This is a genomic window from Xanthomonas melonis (genome assembly GCF_020783655.1).
In the GTDB taxonomy this organism is placed as follows: domain Bacteria; phylum Pseudomonadota; class Gammaproteobacteria; order Xanthomonadales; family Xanthomonadaceae; genus Xanthomonas; species Xanthomonas melonis.
Map to the genome: position 1 here is coordinate 115,359 of NZ_JAJGQH010000006.1, position 24,718 is coordinate 140,076.

A 24,718-nucleotide genomic window follows, 5' to 3' on the forward strand; every position below is an offset into this window, starting at 1 on the left:
CGAACCTGCAGGCTGCAGCAGCCCCGCTCCGACGAATCCCCAATCCCGAATGCCCAATCCCCGCCGCTCACGCGGCGGCATACCGCACCGCGCCGCCGATCCAGCGCGCCACCACGCGGTCGGCGATCTGCGGGGCGTCGATCAGCAGCCGTTCGGCCAGCACCTGCACGCGCGGCAGCAGCGCGGCATCGCGGGCAAGGTCGGCGATGCGGAAACTGGCCAGGCCGGTCTGGCGCGTGCCCAGCAATTCGCCGGGGCCGCGCAGCTCCAGATCCTTTTCGGCGATCACGAAGCCATCGTTGGTCTGGCGCATGGTTTCCAGGCGCTGGCGCGCCATCAACGACAGCGGGCCCTGGTACAGCAGCACGCAACTGGACGCGGCCGCGCCGCGCCCGACCCGGCCGCGTAGCTGGTGCAACTGGGCCAGCCCCAGGCGCTCGGCGTTTTCGATGATCATCAGCGAGGCGTTGGGGACGTCCACGCCGACTTCGATCACGGTGGTGGCCACCAGCAGATCGCTGTGGCCCTGTTTGAAATCGAGCATGGCCCGCTGCTTCTCGGCAGGCTTCATGCGCCCGTGCACCAACGCGACGCGAACGCCGGGCAGCTGCGCCGACAAGGTCTCGTAGGTGACTTGCGCGGCCTGCGCGTCGATGCGCGGCGGCCCGTTCGGCGCGCCCTTCTCCGGCTCTTCGCTTTCTTCGATCAGTGTGCACACCCAGTAGGCCTGGCGGCCTTCGGCGCAGGCGGCGCGAATGCGTTCGACCAGCTCCGGGCGACGCTCGGCGCTCAACACGATCGTCTGCACCGGCGTGCGGCCGGGCGGCAGCTCGTCGATGGCCGACACGTCCAGGTCCGCGTAGGTGGACATCGCCAGCGTGCGCGGGATCGGGGTGGCGGTCATCACCAGTTGGTGCGGCACGCTGCCGGCGGCCGCCCCCTTGTCGCGCAGCGCCAGGCGCTGATGCACGCCGAAGCGGTGCTGCTCGTCGATGATGGCCAGGGCCAGGTCGTGGAAGACCACCGCCTCCTGCATCAAGGCGTGCGTGCCCACCACCAGCTGCGCCTGGCCGGAGGCGACCTCGGCCATGGCCGCGGCGCGCGCCTTGCCGGTGACCTTGCCGGCCAGCCAGACGATGCGGATGCCCAACGGCTCCAGCCAGCCGCGCAGGTTGCTCAGGTGCTGCTCGGCCAGCAGCTCGGTGGGCGCGGCCAGGGCGACCTGCTTGCCCTGCTCCACTGCCAGCATCGCCGCCAGCGCGGCGACCACCGTCTTGCCGCTGCCGACATCGCCCTGCACCAGCCGCAGCATCGGCGAGGGTTGTGCGAGATCGTGTGCGATCTGTTCGAACACGCGCTGCTGCGCGCCGGTGAGCTGGAACGGCAGTGCCTTGCGCAGCTGCTGCACCAGGCGAGCGCCGCGCAACTGCGGGGCACGGAAACGCTGCAACGCAATACGTTGGCGGCGCAGGCTGAGCTGGTGCGCCAGCAGCTCTTCCAGCGCAAGGCGTTGCTGGGCCGGATGCCCGCCGGCGAGCAGCTGTTGCGGGTCGGTGCCGACCGGGGGGCGGTGCATGGTCAGCAAGGCCACGCGCAGCGAGGGCAGCCGTTCGTCCTGCAGCCAATGCGGCGGCAGCAGTTCCAGCGCACCCTCCGCGGGCAGCCGCTCCAGTGCCTGGCCGATGAGCTTGCGCAACGTGGCCGGGCCAACGCCTTCGAGCACCGGATAGACCGGGTCCAGGCTGTCGCCCAATCCGGCGTCCTCGCCGGGCGCGAGCACCCGGTAGCTGGGGTGCACGATCTCCCAGCCATGCTGGCCGGGCTTGGGCGTGCCGAACACCCGCACGCGCGTGCCGACCGCGAACTGCGCCACCTGGGCGGCGCGGAAGTGGAAGAAGCGCAGCACCACGCTGCGGTGCGAGTCGTCCGAGACCGCCACACGCAACACCGGGCGGAAGCGGAAGCCGCGTTCCACCGCGTCCACCCGTCCTTCGATCTGCGCCGGCACGCCGCTCTGCAGCTGCGCGATGGTGGTCAGCCGGGTGCGGTCTTCGTAACGCAGCGGCAGGTGCAGCCACAGATCCTGCACGCTCACGATACCGCGCGCGGCGAATTTCTCGGCCACCTTGGGGCCGACGCCGGGCAGGCTGGACAGCGACGCCTCGCCGGCGACGGCCAGGCTGGGCGTTGCGATGCGCGCGCGCGGCATGACGGATCGGCGCCGATCAGTCGAACCGGATCAGTCGAGCACCATCACCGCATCGACTTCGAAGCCGGCGCCCTTGGGCAGGCCCGAGACTTCGATGGTGGAGCGGGCCGGGAACGGTGCCTGGAAATACTCCTGCATCACCGCGTTGACGGCGGCGAACTGGCCCAGGTCGGTCAGGTACAGGCCCAGCCGCACGATCTTGTCGAGCGAGCCGCCGGCCGCTTCGGCCACCGCCTTGAGGTTGTCGAAGGCGCGACGCGCCTGCGCGCCGATGTCGCCCGGCACGATCTCGCCGGTGGCCGGGTCCAGCGGGATCTGGCCGGAGAAATACACGGTGTTGCCGGCGCGCACGGCCTGGGAATACGGACCGATGGCGGCAGGCGCCTGATCGGTATGGATGATCTGGGACATGGGAACTCCGTCAACACTGAAAACGAGCGCGCATTGTATCGGCGCATGCGGTGGACGGGCGAATGGGGAACGGGGGACGACTGCGCGCGGGTGGTGGCTGGTGGACTAGCTGTATAAACCCACCACGTTGTTCATCAGGATCCCGGAGATGGGAGGTCGGCGTCCAAGGCTGGCATGGGGCCGATGCCAGTTGTCGTGATGAGGCCAGTGCGGCAGGTGCGCGGCGCGCTGCTCGGTGGGGGCATGTTTCGGCGATGCTGGTTGCTGCGCGCTTTCGCCTACGTGCGCGATTGGTTTTGCAGGGTAGCCAGTGTGTGCTGTCGGGCACTGTGTGAGGTCACTCATGAGGCTGCGCACGTATCCTCATCGGCCCCGTCGGGCACCTTCTCCCGACGGGCGAAGGAACCAGCGCCGCGCTGCCGGCCGAAAACGCTGACCCCGCAGAACTAGGTGATCGGCGCAGGGTTGAACAAGGCCAGGTCGTTGTGCAGGCGATGCTGCTCGGTCCAGGTGCGTTGGCCGCTGGCCACGTCCAGATAGCGCTGGAACAACTCCCAGCCCAGTTCCTCCAGCGTCTTGGCTCCCGTGGCCACGCCGCCGGCATCGATGTCCATCAGGTCGGACCAGCGCTGCGCCAGCTCGCTGCGGGTAGCGACCTTGATCACCGGCACCATGCCCAGGCCGTACGGGGTACCGCGCCCGGTGGTGAACACATGCAGGTTCATGCCGGCGGCCACCTGCAGCGTGCCGCAGACGAAATCGCTGGCCGGGGTCGCGCAATACTGCAGGCCACGCCCCTTAACCCGCTCGCCGGGTGGTACCACGCCGTTGATCGCCGACGAGCCGGATTTGGCGATCGACCCCATCGCCTTCTCGACGATATTGGCCAGCCCGCCCTTCTTGTTGCCCGGGGTGGTGTTGGCGCTGCGATCGGCCTGCCCGCGCGCCAGATAGGCATCGTACCAGGCCATTTCGCGTACCAGCGCCCTGGCCACATCGGCATTGGCCGCACGTGGCACCAGCAGATGGATGCCGTCGCGCACTTCGGTGTTCTCCGAAAACATCACCGTGGCGCCTGCACGCACCAGCAGATCGGCTGCCACGCCCAGCCCCGGGTTGGCGGTGACGCCGGAAAACGCGTCGCTGCCGCCGCATTGCATGCCCACCACCAGTTCGCTGGCCGGCACGGTTTCGCGGCGACGCCGGTCCAGATGGCGCAGGCGTTCCTCGGCCATGGCCATGATCGAGCCGACCATGTCGGCAAAGCCCAGGCTGGCTTCCTGCAGGCGGTAGACGTCGCTGTCGTCATCGGTGGCGTCGTCGGGCAGCAGCCGCTCGGGAGCGAGTTTTTCGCAGCCCAGCCCGACGATCAACGCCTGCCCGCCGAAGTTGGGGCTGCGCGCGATGTTGCGCAGCGTGCGGATGGGAATGATGGCCTCCGGCGCGGTGATCGCCACGCCGCACCCGTAGACATGATTGACCGCCACCACATCGTCGACGTTGGGATATTTGGGCAGCAGCTCGGTGCGAATGCGCTCCACCGCGTGACCGAGCACGCCGACCACGCACTGCACACTGGTCATGATGCCCAGGATGTTGCGCGTGCCCACGCTGCCATCGCGGTTGCGGTAGCCCTGGAAGGTGTAGCCATCCAAGGGCTCGGGTGCGGGCGTCGGCTGCAGCGACAAATCCAGCGCGGCCAGCTCGGGCGCTTCGGGCATCGCCAGCAATTGCTCGCTCACCCAGGCCCCGCGTGCGATGTCGGCATTGGCGGTGCCGATCACCGCACCCAGGCGTATCACCGGCGCGCCCGCGGACAGGTCCTCCAGCGCCATCTTGTGGCCCTGCGGAATGTGCTCGATGGCAGTCACCCCATCAGGAAAACCGGCGCCGGCGGGCGCACCGCCGTCGTTGACGACGATGGCGACATTGTCGCGCGCATGGGCGCGGATGCTGAGCCAGGGCATGGCGTGCGGGATTGCGGACATCACGGGGCTACCTTGCAGAACATGGGGTGGAATGCGTTAGCGATCGGGGCTGTCGAACTGGCGCCGGTACTGCAGGATCAGGCGGTTCTCATCGACATTGCGCTGGTAATTGGAACGGAAGGTGCCGTTGAACCAGATCAGGCTCAGATGCTTGAAGCGTTCGCCCTGGAATTGATAGGTGGTCAGGATGTCGCGTGCCCACTCGCGGCCTTCGCCGGCATAGGTGGCCGGCCGTGCATTGTCGCCGCTGATGTAGCGCGCCATGACGCTGAGACCGGGAATGCCGATGCTGTCGCCATCGATGTTGTAGCGCAGCTGCCAGCTGCGCTCGCCGCGTTCGAGGAAATCGTTGATGAAGGTCCAGTTGAAGACATTGCCGTCGGTGCCGCCCGGCCACGGCATGGCGCTGGGCCCGGACAGCCTCTGGTAGCCCACGCCGAATTCATGGCCGCCGGTGCGCCAGGACACCATGCTGCTGAACATGCGGTTGTCGATCGGGCCGGCACGCGACTGGCCGACGTCGTCGGTGCGGAAGTAACGCAGATCCACCCGCAGCCGGTCCTTGCCGAACATGTGGGTCTGGATCAGGTTGTAGAGCTGTTGGCGATAGATGTCCTGCATCAAGGCGCCCTGATAGCGCAGCTGGGTGCCCGGGGCCAGCGCGTAGGTCGCAGAGAACAGATTGAACGCATCCGAATCCGGCGTACCCGGAAAGCGCCGGTTCTTGTTGGCCAGGGTGATCGGCACGCGCGAATCGCCGTCGCGATACCAGGCGCTGGTGAAGCGGGCCAGCAGCAGATCGAGCTTGGGCACGTCCTTGGATTCCAGCGTCACGCCCTGGAAGGTCTCCGGCATGATGCGGGTGATGCTGGCGCGCACCAGCGGTTCGTTGGGAATGAAGCTGCCCCATTTCAGCTCGGTCTGCGAGGCGCGCAGTTTGAGCGTGGGCGCCACACGCACCAATGCATGCTGCGCGGTGCCGTCGTCGTTGTTGGGAAGCAGGCCGGTGCCGCCTTCCGCGCGCACGCCATCCAGCTTGAAATCGCCGATCCCCAGCAGATCCAGACCCGCACCGACCGGGCCGCGGGTGTAGCCGCTCCTGGCGTCGATCACGAAGCCCTGCGCCCATTCGGCGCGCTTGCCCTGCCCTTCGCCGCTGCGGAAGTCGCGGTTGTAGTAGAAATTGAGCGCGGTGACCTCGGCGGTGGCGCCATTCCAGAACCCCTCATCCGGCTGTTGCGCACGCGCACGCCCGGCCGCACCGACCACCAGCAGCGCCGCGCCGCTGATTGCCATCATGCTTTTCATTGCTCGGTTCTCCACCTGCGGTGAACTCATGGCCATGCGCTGCTGCCGACGATCCGGCAGCAGGCATCGGTGCGCCTCAACGCACCAGGCACGGCCGCTTGTTGTCGAAGACCCAGTCGGGGATCAGCGCCTGCATGGCCGCCGCATCGTCGCGCGCGCCAAGGCTCAGGCGTTGATAGGTGCGATGCGCCGCTTCCAATGCATCCATGTCCAGTTCCACCCCCAGGCCGGGCCTGGTCGGCAACTGGATCTGGCCGCCTGCAATCTGCAGGGGATTGCGTGTGAGCCGCTGGCCGTCCTGCCAGATCCAGTGCGTATCGATGGCCGTCACCTTGCCCGGTGCTGCAGCCGCCACGTGGGTGAACATCGCCAGCGAGATATCGAAATGGTTGTTGGAGTGCGAGCCCCAGGTCAGGCCCCAGTCACGACATAGCTGCGCTACCCGCACCGAGCCCTGCAAGGTCCAGAAATGCGGGTCGGCCAACGGGATGTCCACCGACTGCAGTTGGATCGCATGCCCCATCTGGCGCCAGTCGGTGGCGATCATGTTGGTGGCGGTCGGCAGACCGGTGGCGCGACGGAACTCGGCCATGATCTCGCGCCCGGAATAGCCCTGTTCTGCCCCGCACGGATCCTCGGCATAGGCCAGCACGCCATGCATGTCGCGGCACAGCGCAATGGCTTGCTGCAACGACCATGCGCCGTTGGGATCCAGGGTGATGCGTGCCTGCGGAAAGCGTGCATGCAGCGCGCGGATCGCCTCGATTTCGTCTTCGCCGCGCAGTACGCCGCCCTTGAGCTTGAAATCGCGGAAGCCGTATTTTTCGTAGGCTGCTTCGGCCAGCCGCACCACGGCGGCAGGCGTCAATGCTTCCTGGTCGCGCACGGCTTCCCAGGCATCGGTGGCAGCGCTGCCGTCGCGATAATCGAGCCCGGTCTTGCGGCGGTCGCCGATGAAGAATAGATAGCCCAGCACATCCACCGCATCGCGCTGCTGGCCTTCGCCGAGCAGTGCGGCGACCGGCTGATCCAGGAATTGCCCGAGCAGGTCCAGCAGTGCGGATTCGATCGCGGTCACCGCATGGATGGTGATGCGCAGGTCGAAGGTCTGCAGACCGCGCCCGGCGCTGTCTCGGTCGGCGAAGGCGGTGCGCACCTGATTGAGGATGCGCTGGTAATCGGCGATGGACCGGTCGCGGATCAGCGCTGCCGCTTCGTTCAACAGGCCGGCGATGGCGTCGCCGCCCGGCACCTCGCCCGCGCCGATGCGCCCGGACGAGTCACGCAGCACCAGCACGTTGCGGGTGAAATACGGCGCATGCGCGCCACTGAGGTTCAGCAGCATGCTGTCCTGGCCGGCAACCGGCACCACGCGGATCTCGGTGATGCGCGGCGTGGTACCGATGTTTGCAGGTGACGTATGGATATTCATCAGGATTCTCCGAAGACGATCAACGCGGTGCGGGCATGGAGACAGGCGCGGCCGGGCCACCCGGGGGGGCCTTCAGTTCCACGCGCTTGATCTCGCCCACCACGACCAGATAGGACACCACCGCCAGCAGGGCATTGAGCCCGACGAAGACCAGCGCCCATTCGAAGGTGCCGGTGGTGGAGACGATGTAGCCGATGACAATTGGCGTGGTGATGCCGGCGATATTGCCGAAGGTATTGAACAGGCCACCGGACAGGCCGGCGATCTCCTTGGGCGAGGTATCGGCCACCACTGCCCAGCCCAGCGCCCCGATGCCCTTGCCGAAGAAGGCCAGCGCCATCAGCCCGACCACCATCCATTCGGCCTGCACGTAATTGCAGCCGATCATCGTCACCGACATCAGCATGCCGATCACGATGGGTGTCTTGCGCGCGACAGTGAGCGAATAGCCGCGCCGGACCATGCGGTCGGAAACGAACCCGCCCAGGACGCCGCCGACGAAGCCGCAGACCGCCGGCAGCGAGGCGACGAAACCCGCCTCCAGGATCGACATGCCGCGCTCCTTGACCAGGTACACCGGGAACCAGGTCAGGAAGAAGTAGGTCAGCGTGGTAATGCAGTACTGGCCGATGTACACGCCCAGCAGCATGCGGTTGCATAGCAACTGTTTGGCGTAATGCCATTGCGTGCCCTTGGGCTGGCTGCCGGGCGTGGGGCGCTGTTCCATGTCCACCAGCGCACCGTTGGCCTGGATGTAGTGCAACTCCTGCGCGGACAGGCGGGGATGCTCGCGCGGCGCGTAGATGGTCTTGCGCCACAGCAGGGCCAGCAGCACGCCCACCCCGCCCATCACCAGGAACACATGCTCCCAGCCCCAGGCATGCACCAGCCAGCCCATCAGCGGCGCGAACGCCACCGTGGCGAAGTACTGCGCGGAATTGAAGATGGATGCGGCCAGGCCGCGTTCGGCGGTGGGGAACCAGGCCGCCACGATGCGGCTGTTGCCGGGAAACGACGGCGCTTCGGCGATGCCGACCAGAAAGCGCAGCGCGAACAGCGTGGTCACCGCCCAGGTCACCGGCACCCAGCCGATGAAGCCCTGCAAGACGGTGAACAACGACCAGATCAGCAGCGACAGCCCGTACACGCGGCGCGAGCCGAAGCGATCGAGCAACCAGCCGCCGGGAATCTGCCCGGCCACATAGGCCCAGCCGAATGCGGAGAAGATGAAGCCCATCTGCAGCGCATCGATGCCCAGGGCGTCCTGGACCGCGGAACCGGCGATGGACAAGGTGGCGCGATCGGCATAGTTGATCGTGGTCACCACGAACAACATCAGCAGGATCAGATAACGCCTGCGCGGAACTGTCGGTGCGCCGACCGGCGTCGAACCGACCGCTTTTGAATCGATAGCCATCATCGTTCCTCACCTATGACGATGGAAGCGCGTCGCGCTTCGGTACTCCAAGTGGGCCTGTGACTGGCGTGCCGGACCCTCCTCCGGCACGCCTCAGGCAAGGTTGCAGGCGGCTCGGTCAGTCGTGCCCCAATGCGCCGTCCACGCGCCGCCACAGACCCAGCGGATTGTCGTGCGCCACCGCCGCCGGCAGCAGCGCCGCCGGCAGGTCCTGGTAGCAGACCGGGCGCAGGAAGCGATCGATCGCCAGCGTGCCCACCGAGGTGCTGCGGCTGTCGGAGGTGGCCGGGAACGGGCCGCCATGCACCATGGCGTGGCAGACCTCCACGCCGGTGGGCCAGTCGTTGACCAGGATGCGCCCGGCCTTGCGCTCCAGCACCGGCAACAGCGCGCTCGCCAATTCGGTGTCGCCCTCGTCCATGTGCAAGGTGGCAGTGAGCTGGCCCTCCAGCCGTTCGCTCAATGCACGCAACTGGGCGATGTCCTTGCAGCGCACCAGCAGCGAAGACGCTCCGAACACTTCGGCCTGCAGTGCTTCGTCGGCCAGGAAGGCATCGGCATCGGTGCCGAACAACGCCGCCGGGCAACGCCCGGTATCTGCCGCCGCGCCACGCGCCAGCGTGGCGACCTGCGGATGCGCGCTCAGACGCTGCACGCCTTGCGCATAGGCCTGGCCGATGCCGGCAGTGAGCATCGCCGCCGGCGCTACCTCCTGCAGCGTTTGGGTGACGGAAGCGACAAACGCATCCAGCGCTGGCGAATCGATCGCCAGCAGCAGGCCGGGATTGGTGCAGAACTGTCCCGCCCCCAGGGTGAGCGAGCCGACGAAGGCCTTGCCCAGGGCCGGCGCGCGCGCCTGCAGCGCCTGCGGCAACAGATACACCGGGTTGATCGCGCTCATTTCCGCATACACCGGAATCGGCTCGCGTCGCGCTGCGGCGATCTTGACCAGGGCCATCCCGCCGGCACGCGAGCCGGTGAATCCCACCGCCTTGATGCGTGAGTCGGCCACCAGCTGCGCGCCGATCCCGATCCCGGCATCGAACAGCAGCGAGAACACGCCTTCCGGCAAGCCGCACTGCGCTACCGCGGCCTGGATCGCGCGGCCCACCAGCTCGGAGGTGCCCGGATGCGCGCCATGCGCCTTGACCACCACCGGGCAACCGGCTGCCAGGGCGGAGGCGGTATCGCCGCCGGCCACCGAGAACGCCAGCGGAAAGTTGCTGGCACCGAACACCGCCACCGGCCCCAGCGCGATATGGCGCTGGCGCAGATCCGCACGTGGCAGCGGCGTGCGCTGCGGCATGGCCGGATCGATGCGGGCCTGCAGCCAGCTGCCTTCGCGCACCACGTTGGCGAACAGCCGCAGCTGCCCCACGGTGCGCCCGCGCTCGCCTTCCAGCCGTGCGCGTGGCAGCCCGCTTTCGCGCATGGCACGTTCGATCAATGCATCGCCCAAGGCCAGGATCTGCTCGGCGATGCTCTCCAGAAAGCCGGCACGCACCTCCAGCGCGGTTTCGCGGTAGGCATCGAATGCGGCATGCGCCAGCGCACAGGCCTGCTCGAGATCCTGCGCGCTGGCCGAGGCGAACACCGGCTGCAGCGCTTCGCCGCTGGCGGCATCCAGCCCCTGGAATGTCGCACCGGCGCCGGGCACGCTGCGCTGGCCGATCAACGATTCACCCTGGATGGCATGCATCAGCGGCGTCCTCCGATCAGTTGCTTGAGCTGCGCCGATTCGGCCTCGGTCAGATCCGCCAGCGGCGTACGCACCGGCCCGGCCGGGCGGCCGACCGCGCGCATGCCGGCCTTGACGATGGACACCGCATAGCCGGCGCGGCGATTGCGCAGCACCGTGTACGGCAGCACGAAATCGTTGAGCTCGCGGTAGATGGTGGCGTGGTCGCGCGCGCGCACCGCGGCGTAAAACGCCAGCGCCCACTCGGGCAGGAAATTGAAGATGGCCGACGAATAGGTGGTGACGCCCATTTCCAAATACGGCAGCGCGAAGGTTTCGGCGGTGGGCAGGCCGCCTACGTACAGCAGCCGGTCGCCCAGCCGCGCGTAGATGCGGGTCATGCGATCCACGTCGCCGATACCGTCCTTGTAGCCCACCAGGTTGGGGCAGCGTTCGGCCACCCGTGCCAGCGTCACATCGTCGAGCTTGGCGTTGGCGCGGCCGTAGACGATCACGCCCAGCGCGGTCGCCTTGCAGACGCGTTCGACATGGTCGGCCACGCCATCGGCATCGCACTCGGTCAGGTACGGCGGAAACAGCAGGATGCCGTCGGCACCGTTGCGCTCGGCGGCCTGCGCCATCTCGATCGCGATCGCGGTGCCGTAGCCGGCCGGCGCGATCACCGGCATGCGCCCGGCGGTCTGGTCCACCGCGGCACGCACGGCGCGGTCGACCTCGCCCAGGCTCAGCGAAAACAGCTCGCCGGTGCCGCCGGCGGCGAACAGCCCGGCCGCCGGATGCGAGGACAGCCAGTCCAGGTTGCTGCGATAGGCCGGCTCGTCGAAGGCCAGCCCGGCATCGAAATGGGTCACCGGAAACGACAGCAATCCGGCGCCAAGCGCCTGGGCCATCTCGGACGGGGTGTATCTGCTGCTCATCGGACAAACGCTCCTGGATGGGGGTGCGCTGATCCTAGGAATGCAGATCGTTGCCAGTCCAAGCCAAATGACGCATCGTTTGATACATTGATTGAATCAAATGCGACAGGAATCGCACGAAAACAGTGCAAATGGCTGCTTTGCAACGCTTTTTTGTGGTCAGCGTAATTATCGATGCTCGCGCTCGTTATCGCCTTGCGGAGCGCGCCTGGCGTATTCATCCGAGCCGCATGCGCGCAGATGTTGCATGTGCAGCATCGAATTCATCCACATCGTCACATCGGAGAACACTGCCATGTTCGATCTGCCCCAGTTGCGCTGCTTCGTCGCCGTTGCCGACGAGCTGCACTTCCGGCGTGCAGCCGAGCGTCTGAACATGACCCAGCCGCCGCTCAGCCGACAGATCCAATTGCTGGAGCACAGCGTGGGTACCGCCTTGCTGGAGCGCAACAGTCGCCACGTGCGGTTGACCCAGGCCGGGCGCAGCCTGCTGGCCGAGGCGCGCGCGATCCTGCGCATGGCCGAGAACGCCGGCCTGCGCGCGCGCCGGATCGGCACCGGCGATGCCGGCAGCGTGTCGGTGGGGTTCACCGCCGGCGCCAGCTATCGCTTCCTGCCCGAGGCCATCGCGCGCTGGCGCAGCGACGCGCCGGATGTGGACCTGCAACTCAAGGAGATGGTCAGCCTGGCCCAGCTGGATGCGCTGGATGCCGGGCGGCTGGACATCGGCCTGCTGCGCCCGCCGATCCAGCGCCAGGGCCTGCACAGCCGCTGCGTCGCACGCGAACCCCTGATCGCCGCCCTGCCCGAAGACGCTCCCCTGGCGCAGCGCGACAGCCTGCGCCTGCAGGACTTCGACGGGCAGCCGCTGGTCAACTACGCCCCGGACGAGGCGCGCTACTTCTACGATCTGCTGGCGCAACTGTTCGGTGCACACGGCATCGCACCGCGCTCGGTGCAGTACGTCAGCCAGATCCACTCGGTGCTGGCCCTGGTGCGCGGCGGCATGGGCATGGCACTGGTACCCGAAGGCGCGAGCGGCCTGCGTTACGCCGGCATCGTCTACCTGCCGCTGCGCGACGAGGCACCGGCCACACCGGTGGAATTGCATCTGGTGTGGAAGCAGGACAACGACAATCCGGCGTTGCGCCGATTGATCGCCTGAGCGCATCGGCACGACCGTTGCGCCGACGGCAAAGGCCAGCGTTCGCCAGCCTTACGCGGGAGCGCCCGACCTCTTTCTCCTGTTTGCCCTGCAGACGCGCCCAAACAACCGGCGGGCGTGTTTCGGCGGGCGCTGAAGACGCTTCGCACTACCGCATCATCGATCCGCAGGGGACGATCAGGACGAGCGGATCCGCTACTGCCGCCCCACGCTCTGCACCACATGCAGACGCCGCAGCCGGCGCATCACTTCGGCCAGGTGGCGGCGGTCGCGCACCTGGATGTTGAAGCGCAGCACGGCGGCATTGAAGTCGCGGTCCAGGTAGTCCACCCGTTCGATGTTGGACTGGCTCTGCGCGATCGCCGCGGCCAGCTGCGCCAGCACGCCGGTGCGGTTTTCCACTTCGACGATCAGCGCGGTGTCGTAGTCGCCGCTGACGTTGGAGTCCCAGTCGATCGGTACCCAACGCTCGGGCGATTTGCGCAGCTCGGCCAGGTTCGGGCAATCCAGCCGGTGCACCACGATGCCCTTGCCGGCGGTGTGGTAGCCCATGATTTCGTCGCCGGGGATCGGTTGGCAGCAATTGGCGAAGCTGATCACGCCACGCTCGCTGCCGTCGATCAGGATCTTTTCGTGCGAATGCTTGGAATGCCCGCCACCGCGCAGTTCGGCGTAGGCCATCAGCGCCTGCGCGGCCTGGGTCGGCATCCAGTTGCCCAGCGCCACGTCGGCCAGCAGCGCTTCCAGCCGCGGGTAGCGATGTTCGGTGAGGAAGGCGTCCAGGCGTCCTTTGGGCAGCCGCTCCAGCGAGGAGTCCATCGCTTCCAGCGCGCGGTCGAGCATGCGGTGGCCCAGCTGCACCGCATCTTCGTGTTCGAGCTGTTTGAGCTGATGGCGGATCGCGGTACGCGCCTTGCTGCTGACCACGAACTCCAGCCATTGCGGCTTGGGCGTGGCCGAGCGCGCAGTGATGATCTCCACCGCCTGGCCGCTGACCAGCTTGGTGCGCAGCGGCACCAGCTTCTTGTCCACCCGCGAGGCCACCGCGCGGTTGCCCACGTCGGTGTGGACCGCGTAGGCGAAATCCAGCGCGGTGGAATTGCGTGGCAATGCCAGGATCTTGCCCTTGGGCGTGAACAGATAGACCTCGTCCGGGAACAGGTCGACCTTGACATTGTCCAGGAACTCCAGCGACGAGCCGGCCGCACGCTGCGAATCGATCAGCTCCACGATCCAGTCGTGCGCGCGGCTCTGCGCGCTGTTGGGTGCGGCCGAACCGACCTTGTAGGTCCAGTGCGCCGCCACGCCGCGTTCGGCGATCAGATCCATCTCCTCGGTGCGGATCTGCACTTCGATCGGCGAGCCGTACGGCCCGAACAACACCGTGTGCAGCGACTGGTAACCGTTGGCCTTCGGGATCGCGATGAAATCGCGGAAGCGCCCGTCCAGCGGCTTGAAGGTGGCATGCACCGCGCCCAGCGCGTGGTAGCAATCGGCCACCGTGCGCACCACCAGCCGGAAGCCGAACACGTCCATCACCTGGTCGAAGGACTTGTTCTCGTCGTGCATCTTCGAATAAATGCTCCACGGCGTCTTGATACGGCTGACCAGGCGGTGCTCCAGCCCTTCCTTGGCCAGCCGCTGGCTCAACTGCACTTCCACCTGCGCCATCGATTCGCGCCGCACCACCGGCTGGCTGCGGATGTGCTTTTCGATGATGGCGTGGCGCCACGGATACAGCGCACGAAAGCCCAGGTTCTGCAGCTCGGACTTGATCAGGCTCATGCCCAGGCGCTGGGCGATGGGTGCGTAGATCTCCAGCGTCTCGCGCGCGATGCGGCCGCGCGCCTCGGTGCTCTGCGCGCCCAGGGTCCGCATGTTGTGCAGGCGGTCGGCCAGCTTGATCATGATCACGCGCAGGTCGCGCGACATCGCCAGCAGCATCTTGCGGAAGCTTTCGGCCGCCGCTTCCTGGCGGTCGCGGAACTTGAGCTTGTCCAGCTTGGTAACGCCATCGACCAGCTCGGCCACCGCTTCGCCGAATTCGGAGGCCAGCTCTTCGCGCGTCAGCGGGGTGTCTTCGATGGTGTCGTGCAGGATCGCGGCGATCAACGATTCCATGTCCAGACCCAGCTCGGCCAGCACGCCGGCCACGGCCACCGGATGGGTGATGTAGGGCTCGCCGGATTTGCGGGTCTGGCCCGCATGTGCCGTGGCACCGACTTCCCAGGCACGGCGCAGGATCGGCAGCTGCTCCTTGGGCAGGTAGCTGGCAGCACGCTCGAAGTGCAGGACGTAGTCGGGAATCGCCGGGTCGGAGGACGGGGACATCGCCGCGCTCGCCTGGGCAGTAGGGCCTGGGTTCATGGCGGAAGACTATGCCAGCGGCGCAATGACGGCAAACGTTTGCATAGCCCGGCGCAGTGCAACGGTCCTAAACGAAAACAGCCCGCGGCGAGGCGGGCTGTCCGGACCGAACGCGCTGCGATGGATCAGTCGTCGTTCTTGGACATGTCTTCGTCGGCGACCACTTCGGCGGCGGCCCATTCCAGCGCTTCGCGCTCGGCGCGCTCGCGTTCGGCCTTCTCGACTTCATCGATCAGCGCGTTGTCGATCCGGCGGGCGGCGATCTCGCGCAGCGCCATCACGGTGGGCTTGTCGCTGGCGTCGGCGTTCTCGATCAGCGGCTGCACGCCGTTGGCGAGCTGACGGGCGCGCTTGGAGGCCATCATGACCAGCTCGAAACGGTTGTTCACGACTTCCAGGCAATCTTCTACGGTAATGCGGGCCATGCGGGCTCCCGGCGACCGGTAGCGGCCGCGCATCGAATGAGGGAAAGGGGGCGGAGTGTACGCCCGCCCTGCGGACCGGGCAACCGGCGGCCGTTCAGTTTCCTTTGGAATCAGCGACTTGAACCAGCGTCGCCGCCCCGAATCACGGTCCTGCTGCGCAGAACGCGGCCCCAGCGTCGCGCCTGGCGGCCTTCCGATCCCACTCGACGCAGGGCGCATGCCGCTCGCCGCGGTGGCCGATACACCGGTCCGTGAAGGACGATCTGCGCGCCGGAGGCCGCGCTGGTTACTCCAGCAGCGCCTGGATCAGCCCCGCATGCCGCTGCTGCTGCGCCTGCCGGCGCAAGCGGCTGGCGGTGAAGATGGCGCACATCTCCGCCACCGCGATGTCGAAGGTCTCGTTGATGATGACGTAGTCGAACTCTTCGAAGTGCAGCATTTCCTCGCGCGCGGCGGCCAGGCGCTGCGCCATCACGTCCTCGCTGTCCTGCCCACGCTTGCGCATGCGCTCGTCCAGCGCCTGGCGCGACGGCGGCAGGATGAACACGCTCACCGCATCGGGCACCTTCTGACGCACCTGGCGCGCACCCTGCCAGTCGATCTCCAGCAGCACGTCGTGGCCGGCGGCCAGTTGCGGCTCCACCGACTGCCGCGCGGTGCCTTTCCAGTCGCCGTGCACCAGGGCGTATTCGAAGAAGTCGCCCGCCTCGATCATGCCCTGGAACTCGCCGGCAGAGACGAAATGGTAGTGCTCGGCATGCCGCTCGCCCGGCCGCGGCGCGCGCGAAGTGAACGAGATCGACAGGGCGATCTTCGGGTCGCGTGCCAGGGTGGCGTTGACGATGCTGCTCTTGCCGGCGCCCGAGGGGGCCGCAACGATATAGAGAGTGCCGCGCATAGGGTCAGGGATTCGGAATTGGGGAGTCGGGATTCGCAAATGGACTGCGGACCGGTACCACCGGGGTCGACATGCTACCGGGATTGGCTGCAGTCCGCAGACATCCGGGCGTGCAGTTGCCCCTGCCCGAATCCCGAATCCCGAATCCCCAATCCCGGCTACTCGATGTTCTGCACCTGCTCGCGGATCTGGTCGATCAGCACCTTCAGGTCCACCGCGGCGTTGGAGGTGCGGCTGTCCACCGACTTGGAGCCGAGCGTGTTGGCCTCGCGGTTGAATTCCTGCAGCAGGAAATCCAGGCGCCGACCCACCGGTTCGCGCTGCCTGAGCACGCGGCGGATCTCGCCGATGTGGCTGGACAGCCGGTCCAGTTCCTCGTCCACATCGAGTTTCTGCAGCCACAACACCAGTTCCTGCTCGGCGCGGCCCGGGTCCACCGGATGCGGCAGATCGGCCAGGCGGGCGGCCAGCTTGGCACGCTGACCTTCGCGGATGACCGGAATCAGCGTGCGCACCTGCGCGGCGATGCGTTCGATCGCGTCCACCCGCTCGCCGATCGCCTCGGCCAGCTTGGCGCCCTCGCGCTCGCGTGCGTCCACGAAGCTGTCCACCACCTCGTCCAGCAACGCCAGCGCCTGCGCCTGCAAGGCCGGCCCATCCACGTCCTGCACCTGCAGCACGCCGGGCAGTTGCAGCAGCTCGGTGAAGCCTACCTGCAACCTGGGAAAGCTCGCATCCAGCCGCGTGGCGAGCGCGCCAAGCTCCTGCAGCAGCGCTTCGTTCACGGCCAGGCTCTGCGCATGCTCCGGCGCGCGCAGGCGCAGCGTCAGGTCCAGCTTGCCGCGGCTGTTCTTCGCCGCCACGCGTTCGCGCAGCAACGGCTCCAGCGCACGCAACTCCTCCGGCAGGCGGGTGCCGACCTCCAGAAACCGGTGGTTGACCGAGCGCAGCTCGCAGCCCAGCGTCCCCCAGGGCGTGATGCGTTCGCCGCCGGCGAATGCGGTCATGCTTCGGATCATCGTCAGTCCCGTTCCATCAAAGCGCGAATGGTACTCTAGCGGGCCGCGCTGGCTGACCGCCCGCCACGCGCCGACAGACCCACCTCCCGACTTCCGGATCCATCGCATGACCTTTTCCCGCCCCAGCGGCCGCATGGCCGATCAGCTGCGCCCGGTGCGCATCGAACGCGCTTTCACCCGCCATGCCGAAGGCTCGGTGCTGGTGAGCTTCGGCGACACCCGCGTGCTGTGCACCGCCAGCGTGGAGAACCGCGTGCCGAACTTCCTGCGCGGCAAGGGCGAAGGCTGGGTCACCGCCGAATACGGCATGCTGCCGCGCTCCACCCATACCCGCTCCGACCGCGAAGCCGCGCGCGGCAAGCAGGGCGGCCGCACGCTGGAAATCCAGCGCCTGATCGGCCGCGCACTGCGCGCCTGCGTGGACCGCAATGCCTTGGGCGAGCGCACCATCACCCTGGACTGCGACGTGCTGCAGGCCGACGGCGGCACCCGCACCGCCGCCATCACCGGCGCGTACGTGGCGCTGGCGGACGCGGTGAACCTGCTGCTCAAGCGCGGCGACATCAAGAAACACCCGGTGATCGGTGCGGTGGCGGCGGTATCGGTCGGCATCTACCGCGGCGAGCCGGTACTGGATTTGGATTACCCCGAAGACAGCGACTGCGATACCGACATGAACGTGGTTATGAACGATGGCGGTGGCTTCATCGAGCTGCAGGGCACCGCCGAAGGCCACGCCTTCCGCCGCGAGGAACTCGATGCGCTGCTGTCGCTGGCCGAAAAAGGCGTGAGCGAGCTGCTGGCGCTGCAACGCGCCGCACTGGCCGCATGAAGCGGCGCATCGCCATGACCACGCTGCTGGTCGCCGATTACGACGCGGCCATCGCCTGGTATGGCGGCGCGCTGGGTTTTCGCGTGCTCGAGGATCGAGCGCTGGGCGATGGCAAGCGTTGGGTGGTGATCGGCCCGGGCAGCGCGGACGATGCCGCCCTGCTGCTCGCGCAGCCATCCGATGCCGCGCAACAGGCGCGCATCGGCGACCAGACCGGCGGGCGGGTGGATCACTTCCTCTACACCGACGACTTCTGGCGCGACCATGCGGCGATGCAGGCGTACGGTGTGCAATTCCTGGAAACCCCACGCCAGGAGCCGTACGGAACGGTCGCCGTGTTCGCCGATCTGTACGGCACCCGGTGGGATCTGCTGGAGCCCAAACGATGAAACAACTGGTATTGGCCAGCGGCAACGCCGGCAAGCTGGAAGAACTGCGCGCCATGCTCGCCGACCTGCCGCTGCAGATCGTGGCGCAGGGCGAGCTGGGCGTGGACGAGGTGCCCGAGACCGGCCTGACCTTCGTCGAGAACGCCCTGATCAAGGCCCGCCACGCCAGCGCGGTGACCGGCCTGCCGGCACTGGCCGACGACTCGGGCCTGATCGTCGATGCGCTGGGCGGTGCGCCCGGCCTGTACAGCGCGCGCTATGCCGGCAGCCCCACCAACGCGCAGGCCAACAACGCAAAATTGCTCGATGCCATGCGCGGGATCCCCGCCGAGCGCCGCAGCGCGCGCTTCTATGCGGTGATCGTGCTGCTGCGCCATCCGGAAGATCCGCAACCGCTGATCGCCGAAGGCAGCTGGGAAGGCGTGATCACCACCGAACCGCGCGGCGACGGTGGCTTCGGCTACAACCCGGTGTTTCTGGATCCGACGCATGGCCTGACTGCCGCACAGATGGACAGCGAGCTGAAGAACCGCTTGAGCCATCGCGCAGTGGCGCTGGCCACGCTGCAGCACAAGCTGCGTGCGCTGGCGCTTTGAACGACGCGTCATGCAATGCCCGACCTGATCCCGCCCCCGCTCTCGCTCTACGTGCACCTGCCCTGGTGCGTGCGCAAATGCCCGTACTGCGACTTCAATTCGCATGCGGCCAAGGGCGCGTTGCCGTTCGACGATTACGTGGATGCATTGATCCGCGACCTGGATGCGGATCTGCCGCTGGTATGGGGCCGGGTGGTGCATTCGGTGTTCTTCGGCGGCGGCACGCCCAGCCTGTTTCCGCCTGCAGCGATCGACCGCTTCCTGCAGGCGGCTGCGGCACGGCTGCGCTTTGCGCCGAATCTCGAGATCACCCTGGAAACCAACCCGGGAACCGCCGAGCACGGCCGCTTCGAGCATTACCGCGCGGCCGGCGTGAACCGGCTGAGCTTTGGCGTGCAGAGCTTCGATGATGTGGCGCTGCAACGGCTCGGCCGCATCCACGACAGCGCCGAGGCCGAACGCGCGATCAAGCTGGCGCAGGATGCCGGCTATGACAATGTCAATATCGACCTGATGTATGCGCTGCCCGAGCAGACCCTGCAGCAGGCCGAGTACGATCTGGAACGCGCCTTCGCGCTGCAGCCCGCGCACCTGTCGCACTACCAGCTGACGCTGGAACCGAACACGGTGTTCTTCGCGCGGCCGCCCCAGGGCATCCCTGACGACGATACGGCCTGGGATATCCAGGAGCATTGCCAGCGCCTGCTCGCCGACGCCGGTTATGCGCAGTACGAAGTCAGCGCCTATGCCAGGCCGGGCCGGCAGTGCGCGCACAACCTCAATTACTGGCGCTTCGGCGATTACCTGGGCATCGGTGCCGGTGCGCACGGCAAGATCAGCGCCGGCGCGCAACAGCAGGTCATGCGGCGCTGGAAGCACAAGCATCCGCAAAGTTATCTGGCCAGCGCCGGCAGCCCGGCATCGATCGGCGGCGACGACGTCATCACGCGCGAACGGCTGCCGTTCGAATACATGCTCAACCTGTTGCGGCTGCACGAAGGCTTCCGGCTGGGCGACTTCGAAGCCTGCACCGGGCTGCCGGCCTCGGCCATCGCCGCGCCGCTGGCACGCGCGTTCGCGCAAGGCTGGCTGATCGAACAGGACGGCCGCCTGATGCCCACCGAGTTGGGCCGCCGCTTCACCAACGATGTGGTGGAACTCTTCCTGGACTGAGCGGCGCAGCAGATCAACCAGCCACCCGTGCCCGTCGCCATCTTCGAGCCTGCGTGCGATCGGGCACCGACCAGATGCCTCCCGCATGCCCGGCGCGACCGACGCGCACTCCACGCCCATCACGCGCCCGGATCGCCCCGGCGCGCGCGCCTGACCACCGAGCGACAGGCTGCCGAACCGCCGAGCCCCGCAGGCAGTGAGCTGCGCAGGCGCGAGGAATCGCCGGCACGCCGAAGCCGGCATGCAGCCCTGCGTACACCGGTTCGCTGGGCAGCGGAAAAACATGCTACATAGCTCACGCTTCGAACCGAGTCCGCCGCTCCCGGATGCCCACGCCCGCCTCTTCCCTGCCGCCCACACTCCCCGGCCCGATCGCCGAAGCGCCGGTGTCCGCGCGCGGCCGGCGCCTGCTCGGCATGCTGCACGCGCACTGCGTGCAGGCGCTCGCTGGTCCGCTGAGGCTGACCATCGTCGAGCTGGAACGCGATCTGCTGCATCAGGCCGAGCATGCGCGCAACAGCCAGATCCAGGCCGACACCTATGCGCAGACGCGCGGGCTGCGCGATCAGATCGATGGCTTTCCGCAGCGCTTTCTGCAGGCGCTGGCGCAGGACCTGGCCAACCTGCACACCCGCCCTGCGCTGATGCCGCCGCCGGAGGCATCGGCGCACCCGCAAATGCTTACGCTGGTGGAAGACACCGATATCGATCGCGACATCGTGCTCAGCGAGATCGCCAGACGCGAAACCTCGCGCCGCGCCGCTGCGCTGCAATTGCTGTCGCAGCGGCTGGCCGTGATCGGCGCGGTACCCGAATTCGAACTGGAAGCCTTGCCGCTCGGCCCCTACACGCTGTGTCGGATCCTGCGCGAATGCGGACAGACGCTTGGGCTCAACCAGGACGGGCAGCTCACACTGTACAAGGTGTTCGAGCGTCAGGTGATGGACCGGCTGGGCGATCTCTTCGAACGCGCCAATGGCACGTTGGAACAGGAAGGCATTCTGCCGGGGTTGGTCTATCACCCATATCTGGTGAAACCCACCCAGGTGCAGACGCGACGTGCGGCGCCAGCGGTTGCAGGCGCGCCCAAGGACGCCGGCGCAGGCGATGTTCGCGGCGGAGCGCAGCGCGCGGCGCGGCCAGCCACCGGCTGGAGCGGATCGGCCGCCCCGACCGCCTGGCAAAGCGCCTTGCTCGATCCGCTGAACGCGCCCGCGGCATCGCTTGGCGCTGCGGCAGGCATGCAGACCGACCCGGCCCTCGGCCAGGCCACGCACGCGCTGGGTGGCCTGATGGCGTCGGCCCGCCAGGCGCAGGCATCCAACGGCGCGCATGCCTCGCAAGGCGGCATGCCGGGCAGCCTGCGACAGGCCGCCGCGGCGCAACCTGCCAGCGCCCCCACGGCAGCAGCGGTCGCCGTGCCCAAGGCCGCGCTCGCCGAGGCGCTGGCCAGCCTGCAAGTCAACCTCCGCGCACAGCCGGATGCGGCCGCGCACACCAACGGCATCGACGCGCTGCAACACCAGGTGCTGCAAGTGCTGCGCGCCCAGCACGGCCCGGGCGCGGCACTGTCGCCGCAGGACAACGACACCTTCGACCTGCTCGGATTGCTCTACGCGCAGATGCAGCGCGAAGTGCGCGCACACACGCCTGCGCAGGCACTGCTCGCCAAACTGCAGGTGCCGGCCGTGCGCGCAGCGCTGGCCGACCCGCATTTTTTCGTACGCGACCAGCATCCGCTGCGCGAACTGCTCAACACCGTCGCCGAGTCCGGCGCGGTATGGCTGGGCGAAGACGAGATCGACCCGCAGTTGCTGCACAAGCTGGGCAGCGCAGTCGACAGCGTGGTCGACAACTACCAGGGCGATGAGGCGGTATTTGCCGCGGCGAACGACGATATCCAGGCGCACTTGCGTGCGCTCAGCCGCAAGGCCGAGGTCGCCGAGCGCCGGCATGTGGATGCCGCACGCGGCAAGGAACGGCTGGAAGCGGCCAAGCAGCAGGCCCAGGCGCGCATCGAGGACGTGTGCGAACACAGCGCGCCACCGCGGTTCGTGCAGTCGCTGCTGCGCCAGGCCTGGTCCGACGTGCTCACGCTCACCCTGCTGCGCCAGGGCGAGCAGTCGCCGGAATGGGACGAGCGCCAGGCCTTGACTGCGCGCATGGCCGAAGTCACCTGCCGCAGCAAGGGCGACCCCCCGGACACCGCGCTCGGCACCGAAGTGGAGACCGCGCTGCTGCAGGTGGGCTACCACCCCGACGAAGCGGCTGCGATCGCGCGCCGCCTGGCCACGCCCGGCGGCGAAGACGAACTCACCTCGCGCACCGAGCTCACCGCCAGGCTCAAGGCGCGTGCGCGACTGGGCGACCAGGGCAAGGGCGAAGCGCGCAAACCGGCAACGGCCCCGCGTACCCCGGCCGAAGAGGCCTGCTACGCGCAGCTACGCAGCCTGCCCTTCGGTACCTGGTTCGAATTCACCATCAACCAGCAAGGCGATCTGCGACGGCAGCGGCTGTCCTGGTATAGCCCGATGACCGGCCACGCGCTGTTCGTCAACCAGCGCGGGCAGAAGGTGGGCGAGCACTCGCTCGACGGCCTGGCACGGCTGATGGCCAACGGCCAGGCGCGGCTGCTGGTGGAAGACAAGGCACGACTGATCGATCGCGCCTGGCATGCCACCGTGCGCACGCTGCGCAGCCTGGCCGGCCAATCCCCCGCAGAGACCAGCCCATGATCCACGACACCCGCCGCGCTCCGCGCCGCCAGCCCAGCGATCTGGTGCCGGTCATCGACATGCTCAGCGAAGCGCAGATCGGCCGCGTCGGCAATGTGTCCGAAACCGGCATGCTGCTGTTGGCCTCGGTTCCGCTGCACGACGACGCTTTGTACCAGGTGCGCTTCAGCCTGCCCGAACGCCTGGGTCGCGCCACCGAGATCGATGCGGGCGTGCACCTGCTGTGGTCCGACGCGGCACATGCGCCCGGGCAGACCTGGGCCGGCTTCCGCTTCCTGAGCATGTCCGAGCCGCATCGCCTGCGCCTGCGCGCCTGGATCGCCGAAGAACACATGGTCGGCTGACCGCTTCACCGGGTTTGCGGCAAAATCGTGTCTTGCCTTCGCATCGCCGATCGAGCCCCGCATGCCCCAGCCGTCCCTGAGCCACCTGTATTCCGACCATTTGCGCACGCTCGCCGCGCGCGCCGACCAGGCGCTGCAACGCGGCGGCTTCGACCATCTGGTGGTGCCCAGCGGCAGCCTGCATTACCAGGCGTTCGACGACCGCGATTACCCGTACGCGGTGAACCCGCAATTCAAGGCCTGGGTGCCGCTGACGCGCGTGCCCGACAGCTGGCTGGTCTACACGCCGGGCCAGCGCCCGACGGTGATCTTCCATCAGCCGTTCGATTACTGGCACGTGGTGCCCGATGCGCCGAGCGGCTGGTGGGTGGAACACTGCGACATCCACATCGTCCGCACGCCCGACGAGGCGCTGACGCTGCTGCCCGCGCGCAGCGAACGCTGCGCCATCCTGGGCGAAGCGCACAGTGCGCTGGGCGCGTACGTGCCGAACAACCCGCCGCCGGTGCTCGACTACCTGGAGTATCAGCGCGCCTTCAAGACGCCATACGAACTGGCGCTGATGCGCATTGCCCAGCAACTGGCCGTCCGCGGCCATCGGGCTGCCGAAGCCGCGTTTCGCGCCGGCCAGAGCGAATTCGGCATCCACATGGCGTACTGCGCCGCGGTAGGCCAGGACGCCAACGACCTGCCCTACGGCAACATCGTCGCGCTCAACGAGCACGGCGCGGTGCTGCACTACACCGAGCTGAGCCAGCAACCGCCGCAGCCGCTGCGCAGCTTCCTCATCGATGCCGGCGCCTCCGCCTATGGCTATGCCAGCGACATCACCCGCACCTACGCCGCCGACACCGGCAGCGAGTTCCAGGCGCTGATCCAGGCGGTGGATGCCGCGCAGGTCCGCATGGGCCAGGGCGTGCGTGCCGGCGTGGACTACAAACAGCTGCATGTGGATGCGCACCTGGCGCTGATGGGCATCCTCAAGGACTTCGGCATCCTCACCGTCTCGCCCGAGGCCGCACTGGCCACCGGCGTCAGCGCCGCCTTCTTCCCGCACGGTCTGGGGCATCTGATCGGCCTGCAGGTGCACGATGTGGCGGGCTTTGCCGCCAGCGACCGCGGCGGCCGCATCGAGCGTCCGGATGGTCACCCGTATCTGCGCCTGACCCGCGTCCTGGAGCCGGGCATGGTGGTCACCATCGAGCCGGGCGTGTACTTCATCGACATGCTGCTGGAGCAGGTGAAGAAGAACGGCCATGCCGCCAGCATCGACTGGCAGCGCGTGGAACACTTCAAGCCCTATGGCGGCATCCGTATCGAAGACGAAGTGGTGTGTACCGACGACGCACCGGAAAACCTGACGCGCCCGGTGTTTGCGGCCGCATGACCGCCCC

General features: G+C 67.7%; 20 protein-coding genes and 1 pseudogene. 8 read left to right on the forward strand and 13 right to left on the reverse strand.

Going from position 1 to position 24,718, the window contains the following annotated elements; genetic code table 11:
• Positions 1 to 67: 67 nt before the first annotated feature.
• From recG to kdgD, 9 genes and pseudogenes are all read right to left on the reverse strand, one after another.
• Complete coding sequence (recG, locus tag LL964_RS07680; protein WP_104586736.1) at positions 68 to 2,209, reverse strand: ATP-dependent DNA helicase RecG; 2,142 nt, start codon at positions 2,207 to 2,209, stop codon at positions 68 to 70.
• 30 nt (positions 2,210 to 2,239) lie between these two features.
• Positions 2,240 to 2,620, reverse strand: a complete 381-nt coding sequence (locus LL964_RS07685) for a RidA family protein (protein WP_011038342.1) — start codon at positions 2,618 to 2,620, stop codon at positions 2,240 to 2,242.
• Between the two features lie 105 nt (positions 2,621 to 2,725).
• Positions 2,726 to 2,851: pseudogene (locus LL964_RS07690) on the reverse strand (IS481 family transposase); the annotation flags it as partial.
• 215 nt (positions 2,852 to 3,066) lie between these two features.
• Positions 3,067 to 4,608: a galactarate dehydratase gene (garD, locus tag LL964_RS07695; RefSeq protein WP_104586737.1), complete on the reverse strand. Its 1,542-nt coding sequence runs from the start codon at positions 4,606 to 4,608 to the stop codon at positions 3,067 to 3,069.
• 36 nt (positions 4,609 to 4,644) lie between these two features.
• Positions 4,645 to 5,916 carry an OprD family porin gene (locus LL964_RS07700; RefSeq protein WP_104586738.1) on the reverse strand — a complete coding sequence of 424 codons (1,272 nt, stop codon included), beginning with the start codon at positions 5,914 to 5,916 and terminating at the stop codon, positions 4,645 to 4,647.
• A gap of 76 nt (positions 5,917 to 5,992) precedes the next feature.
• Positions 5,993 to 7,348 (reverse strand): glucarate dehydratase, encoded by a 1,356-nt coding sequence (gudD, locus tag LL964_RS07705; protein ID WP_104586739.1) that lies wholly within the window; start codon positions 7,346 to 7,348, stop codon positions 5,993 to 5,995.
• Positions 7,349 to 7,367: 19 nt separating this feature from the next.
• A complete protein-coding gene (locus LL964_RS07710; RefSeq protein ID WP_208621405.1) occupies positions 7,368 to 8,768 on the reverse strand; it encodes an MFS transporter in 1,401 nt (466 codons plus the stop codon).
• A 115-nt stretch (positions 8,769 to 8,883) separates the two neighbouring features.
• Positions 8,884 to 10,464, reverse strand: coding sequence for an aldehyde dehydrogenase (NADP(+)) (locus LL964_RS07715; protein ID WP_104586740.1), 1,581 nt, complete (start codon positions 10,462 to 10,464; stop codon positions 8,884 to 8,886).
• Positions 10,464 to 11,381 (reverse strand): 5-dehydro-4-deoxyglucarate dehydratase, encoded by a 918-nt coding sequence (gene kdgD, locus LL964_RS07720; protein WP_104586741.1) that lies wholly within the window; start codon positions 11,379 to 11,381, stop codon positions 10,464 to 10,466. Before kdgD ends, LL964_RS07715 begins: the two co-directional genes overlap by 1 nt.
• Positions 11,382 to 11,676: 295 nt before the next feature.
• Between kdgD and LL964_RS07725 the strand changes: the two genes are divergently transcribed.
• Complete coding sequence (locus tag LL964_RS07725; RefSeq protein ID WP_104586855.1) at positions 11,677 to 12,546, forward strand: LysR family transcriptional regulator; 870 nt, start codon at positions 11,677 to 11,679, stop codon at positions 12,544 to 12,546.
• Positions 12,547 to 12,741: 195 nt separating this feature from the next.
• On the opposite strand, the gene LL964_RS07730 is transcribed toward LL964_RS07725, so the two are convergent.
• From LL964_RS07730 to LL964_RS07745, 4 genes are all read right to left on the reverse strand, one after another.
• Positions 12,742 to 14,913: a RelA/SpoT family protein gene (locus LL964_RS07730; protein WP_104586742.1), complete on the reverse strand. Its 2,172-nt coding sequence runs from the start codon at positions 14,911 to 14,913 to the stop codon at positions 12,742 to 12,744.
• A gap of 125 nt (positions 14,914 to 15,038) precedes the next feature.
• Complete coding sequence (gene rpoZ, locus LL964_RS07735) at positions 15,039 to 15,338, reverse strand: DNA-directed RNA polymerase subunit omega (protein ID WP_002812428.1); 300 nt, start codon at positions 15,336 to 15,338, stop codon at positions 15,039 to 15,041.
• Positions 15,339 to 15,624: 286 nt separating this feature from the next.
• A complete protein-coding gene (gene gmk / locus LL964_RS07740; RefSeq protein WP_104586743.1) occupies positions 15,625 to 16,236 on the reverse strand; it encodes a guanylate kinase in 612 nt (203 codons plus the stop codon).
• Between the two features lie 158 nt (positions 16,237 to 16,394).
• On the reverse strand, positions 16,395 to 17,255 hold the full coding sequence (locus LL964_RS07745; RefSeq protein ID WP_104586744.1) for a YicC/YloC family endoribonuclease: 861 nt from the start codon (positions 17,253 to 17,255) through the stop codon (positions 16,395 to 16,397).
• A gap of 106 nt (positions 17,256 to 17,361) precedes the next feature.
• Between LL964_RS07745 and rph the strand changes: the two genes are divergently transcribed.
• The 7 genes from rph to pepQ all read left to right on the forward strand — a co-directional run bounded on the left by rph (position 17,362) and on the right by pepQ (position 24,711).
• Positions 17,362 to 18,087 carry a ribonuclease PH gene (rph, locus tag LL964_RS07750; protein WP_104586745.1) on the forward strand — a complete coding sequence of 242 codons (726 nt, stop codon included), beginning with the start codon at positions 17,362 to 17,364 and terminating at the stop codon, positions 18,085 to 18,087.
• The gene (locus LL964_RS07755) at positions 18,084 to 18,476 is read left to right on the forward strand and encodes a VOC family protein (protein ID WP_104586746.1); all 393 of its coding nucleotides are present in this window, start codon (positions 18,084 to 18,086) and stop codon (positions 18,474 to 18,476) included. Before rph ends, LL964_RS07755 begins: the two co-directional genes overlap by 4 nt.
• Complete coding sequence (gene rdgB, locus LL964_RS07760) at positions 18,473 to 19,072, forward strand: RdgB/HAM1 family non-canonical purine NTP pyrophosphatase (RefSeq protein ID WP_167395260.1); 600 nt, start codon at positions 18,473 to 18,475, stop codon at positions 19,070 to 19,072. The genes LL964_RS07755 and rdgB overlap by 4 nt, the downstream gene beginning before the upstream one ends.
• 15 nt (positions 19,073 to 19,087) lie before the next feature.
• Entirely contained in the window at positions 19,088 to 20,245 is a 1,158-nt protein-coding gene (hemW, locus tag LL964_RS07765) for a radical SAM family heme chaperone HemW (RefSeq protein WP_104586748.1), read from the forward strand.
• Positions 20,246 to 20,571: 326 nt separating this feature from the next.
• Positions 20,572 to 22,980 (forward strand): DUF1631 domain-containing protein, encoded by a 2,409-nt coding sequence (locus tag LL964_RS07770; protein WP_104586749.1) that lies wholly within the window; start codon positions 20,572 to 20,574, stop codon positions 22,978 to 22,980.
• On the forward strand, positions 22,977 to 23,324 hold the full coding sequence (locus LL964_RS07775) for a PilZ domain-containing protein (protein ID WP_104586750.1): 348 nt from the start codon (positions 22,977 to 22,979) through the stop codon (positions 23,322 to 23,324). Before LL964_RS07770 ends, LL964_RS07775 begins: the two co-directional genes overlap by 4 nt.
• A 61-nt stretch (positions 23,325 to 23,385) precedes the next feature.
• The gene (pepQ, locus tag LL964_RS07780) at positions 23,386 to 24,711 is read left to right on the forward strand and encodes a Xaa-Pro dipeptidase (protein ID WP_104586751.1); all 1,326 of its coding nucleotides are present in this window, start codon (positions 23,386 to 23,388) and stop codon (positions 24,709 to 24,711) included.
• Positions 24,712 to 24,718 lie beyond the last annotated feature (7 nt).

What these genes read in the sequence shown, in the direction of transcription:
- recG (WP_104586736.1), bottom strand. Translation starts at nt 2,209, where the DNA reads ATGCCGCGCGCGCGCATCGCAACGCCCAGCCTGGCCGTCGCCGGCGAG.
- LL964_RS07685 (WP_011038342.1), bottom strand. Translation starts at nt 2,620, where the DNA reads ATGTCCCAGATCATCCATACCGATCAGGCGCCTGCCGCCATCGGTCCG.
- garD (WP_104586737.1), bottom strand. Translation starts at nt 4,608, where the DNA reads ATGTCCGCAATCCCGCACGCCATGCCCTGGCTCAGCATCCGCGCCCAT.
- LL964_RS07700 (WP_104586738.1), bottom strand. Translation starts at nt 5,916, where the DNA reads ATGAAAAGCATGATGGCAATCAGCGGCGCGGCGCTGCTGGTGGTCGGT.
- gudD (WP_104586739.1), bottom strand. Translation starts at nt 7,348, where the DNA reads ATGAATATCCATACGTCACCTGCAAACATCGGTACCACGCCGCGCATC.
- LL964_RS07710 (WP_208621405.1), bottom strand. Translation starts at nt 8,768, where the DNA reads ATGATGGCTATCGATTCAAAAGCGGTCGGTTCGACGCCGGTCGGCGCA.
- LL964_RS07715 (WP_104586740.1), bottom strand. Translation starts at nt 10,464, where the DNA reads ATGCATGCCATCCAGGGTGAATCGTTGATCGGCCAGCGCAGCGTGCCC.
- kdgD (WP_104586741.1), bottom strand. Translation starts at nt 11,381, where the DNA reads ATGAGCAGCAGATACACCCCGTCCGAGATGGCCCAGGCGCTTGGCGCC.
- LL964_RS07725 (WP_104586855.1), top strand. Translation starts at nt 11,677, where the DNA reads ATGTTCGATCTGCCCCAGTTGCGCTGCTTCGTCGCCGTTGCCGACGAG.
- LL964_RS07730 (WP_104586742.1), bottom strand. Translation starts at nt 14,913, where the DNA reads ATGAACCCAGGCCCTACTGCCCAGGCGAGCGCGGCGATGTCCCCGTCC.
- rpoZ (WP_002812428.1), bottom strand. Translation starts at nt 15,338, where the DNA reads ATGGCCCGCATTACCGTAGAAGATTGCCTGGAAGTCGTGAACAACCGT.
- gmk (WP_104586743.1), bottom strand. Translation starts at nt 16,236, where the DNA reads ATGCGCGGCACTCTCTATATCGTTGCGGCCCCCTCGGGCGCCGGCAAG.
- LL964_RS07745 (WP_104586744.1), bottom strand. Translation starts at nt 17,255, where the DNA reads ATGATCCGAAGCATGACCGCATTCGCCGGCGGCGAACGCATCACGCCC.
- rph (WP_104586745.1), top strand. Translation starts at nt 17,362, where the DNA reads ATGACCTTTTCCCGCCCCAGCGGCCGCATGGCCGATCAGCTGCGCCCG.
- LL964_RS07755 (WP_104586746.1), top strand. Translation starts at nt 18,084, where the DNA reads ATGAAGCGGCGCATCGCCATGACCACGCTGCTGGTCGCCGATTACGAC.
- rdgB (WP_167395260.1), top strand. Translation starts at nt 18,473, where the DNA reads ATGAAACAACTGGTATTGGCCAGCGGCAACGCCGGCAAGCTGGAAGAA.
- hemW (WP_104586748.1), top strand. Translation starts at nt 19,088, where the DNA reads ATGCCCGACCTGATCCCGCCCCCGCTCTCGCTCTACGTGCACCTGCCC.
- LL964_RS07770 (WP_104586749.1), top strand. Translation starts at nt 20,572, where the DNA reads ATGCCCACGCCCGCCTCTTCCCTGCCGCCCACACTCCCCGGCCCGATC.
- LL964_RS07775 (WP_104586750.1), top strand. Translation starts at nt 22,977, where the DNA reads ATGATCCACGACACCCGCCGCGCTCCGCGCCGCCAGCCCAGCGATCTG.
- pepQ (WP_104586751.1), top strand. Translation starts at nt 23,386, where the DNA reads ATGCCCCAGCCGTCCCTGAGCCACCTGTATTCCGACCATTTGCGCACG.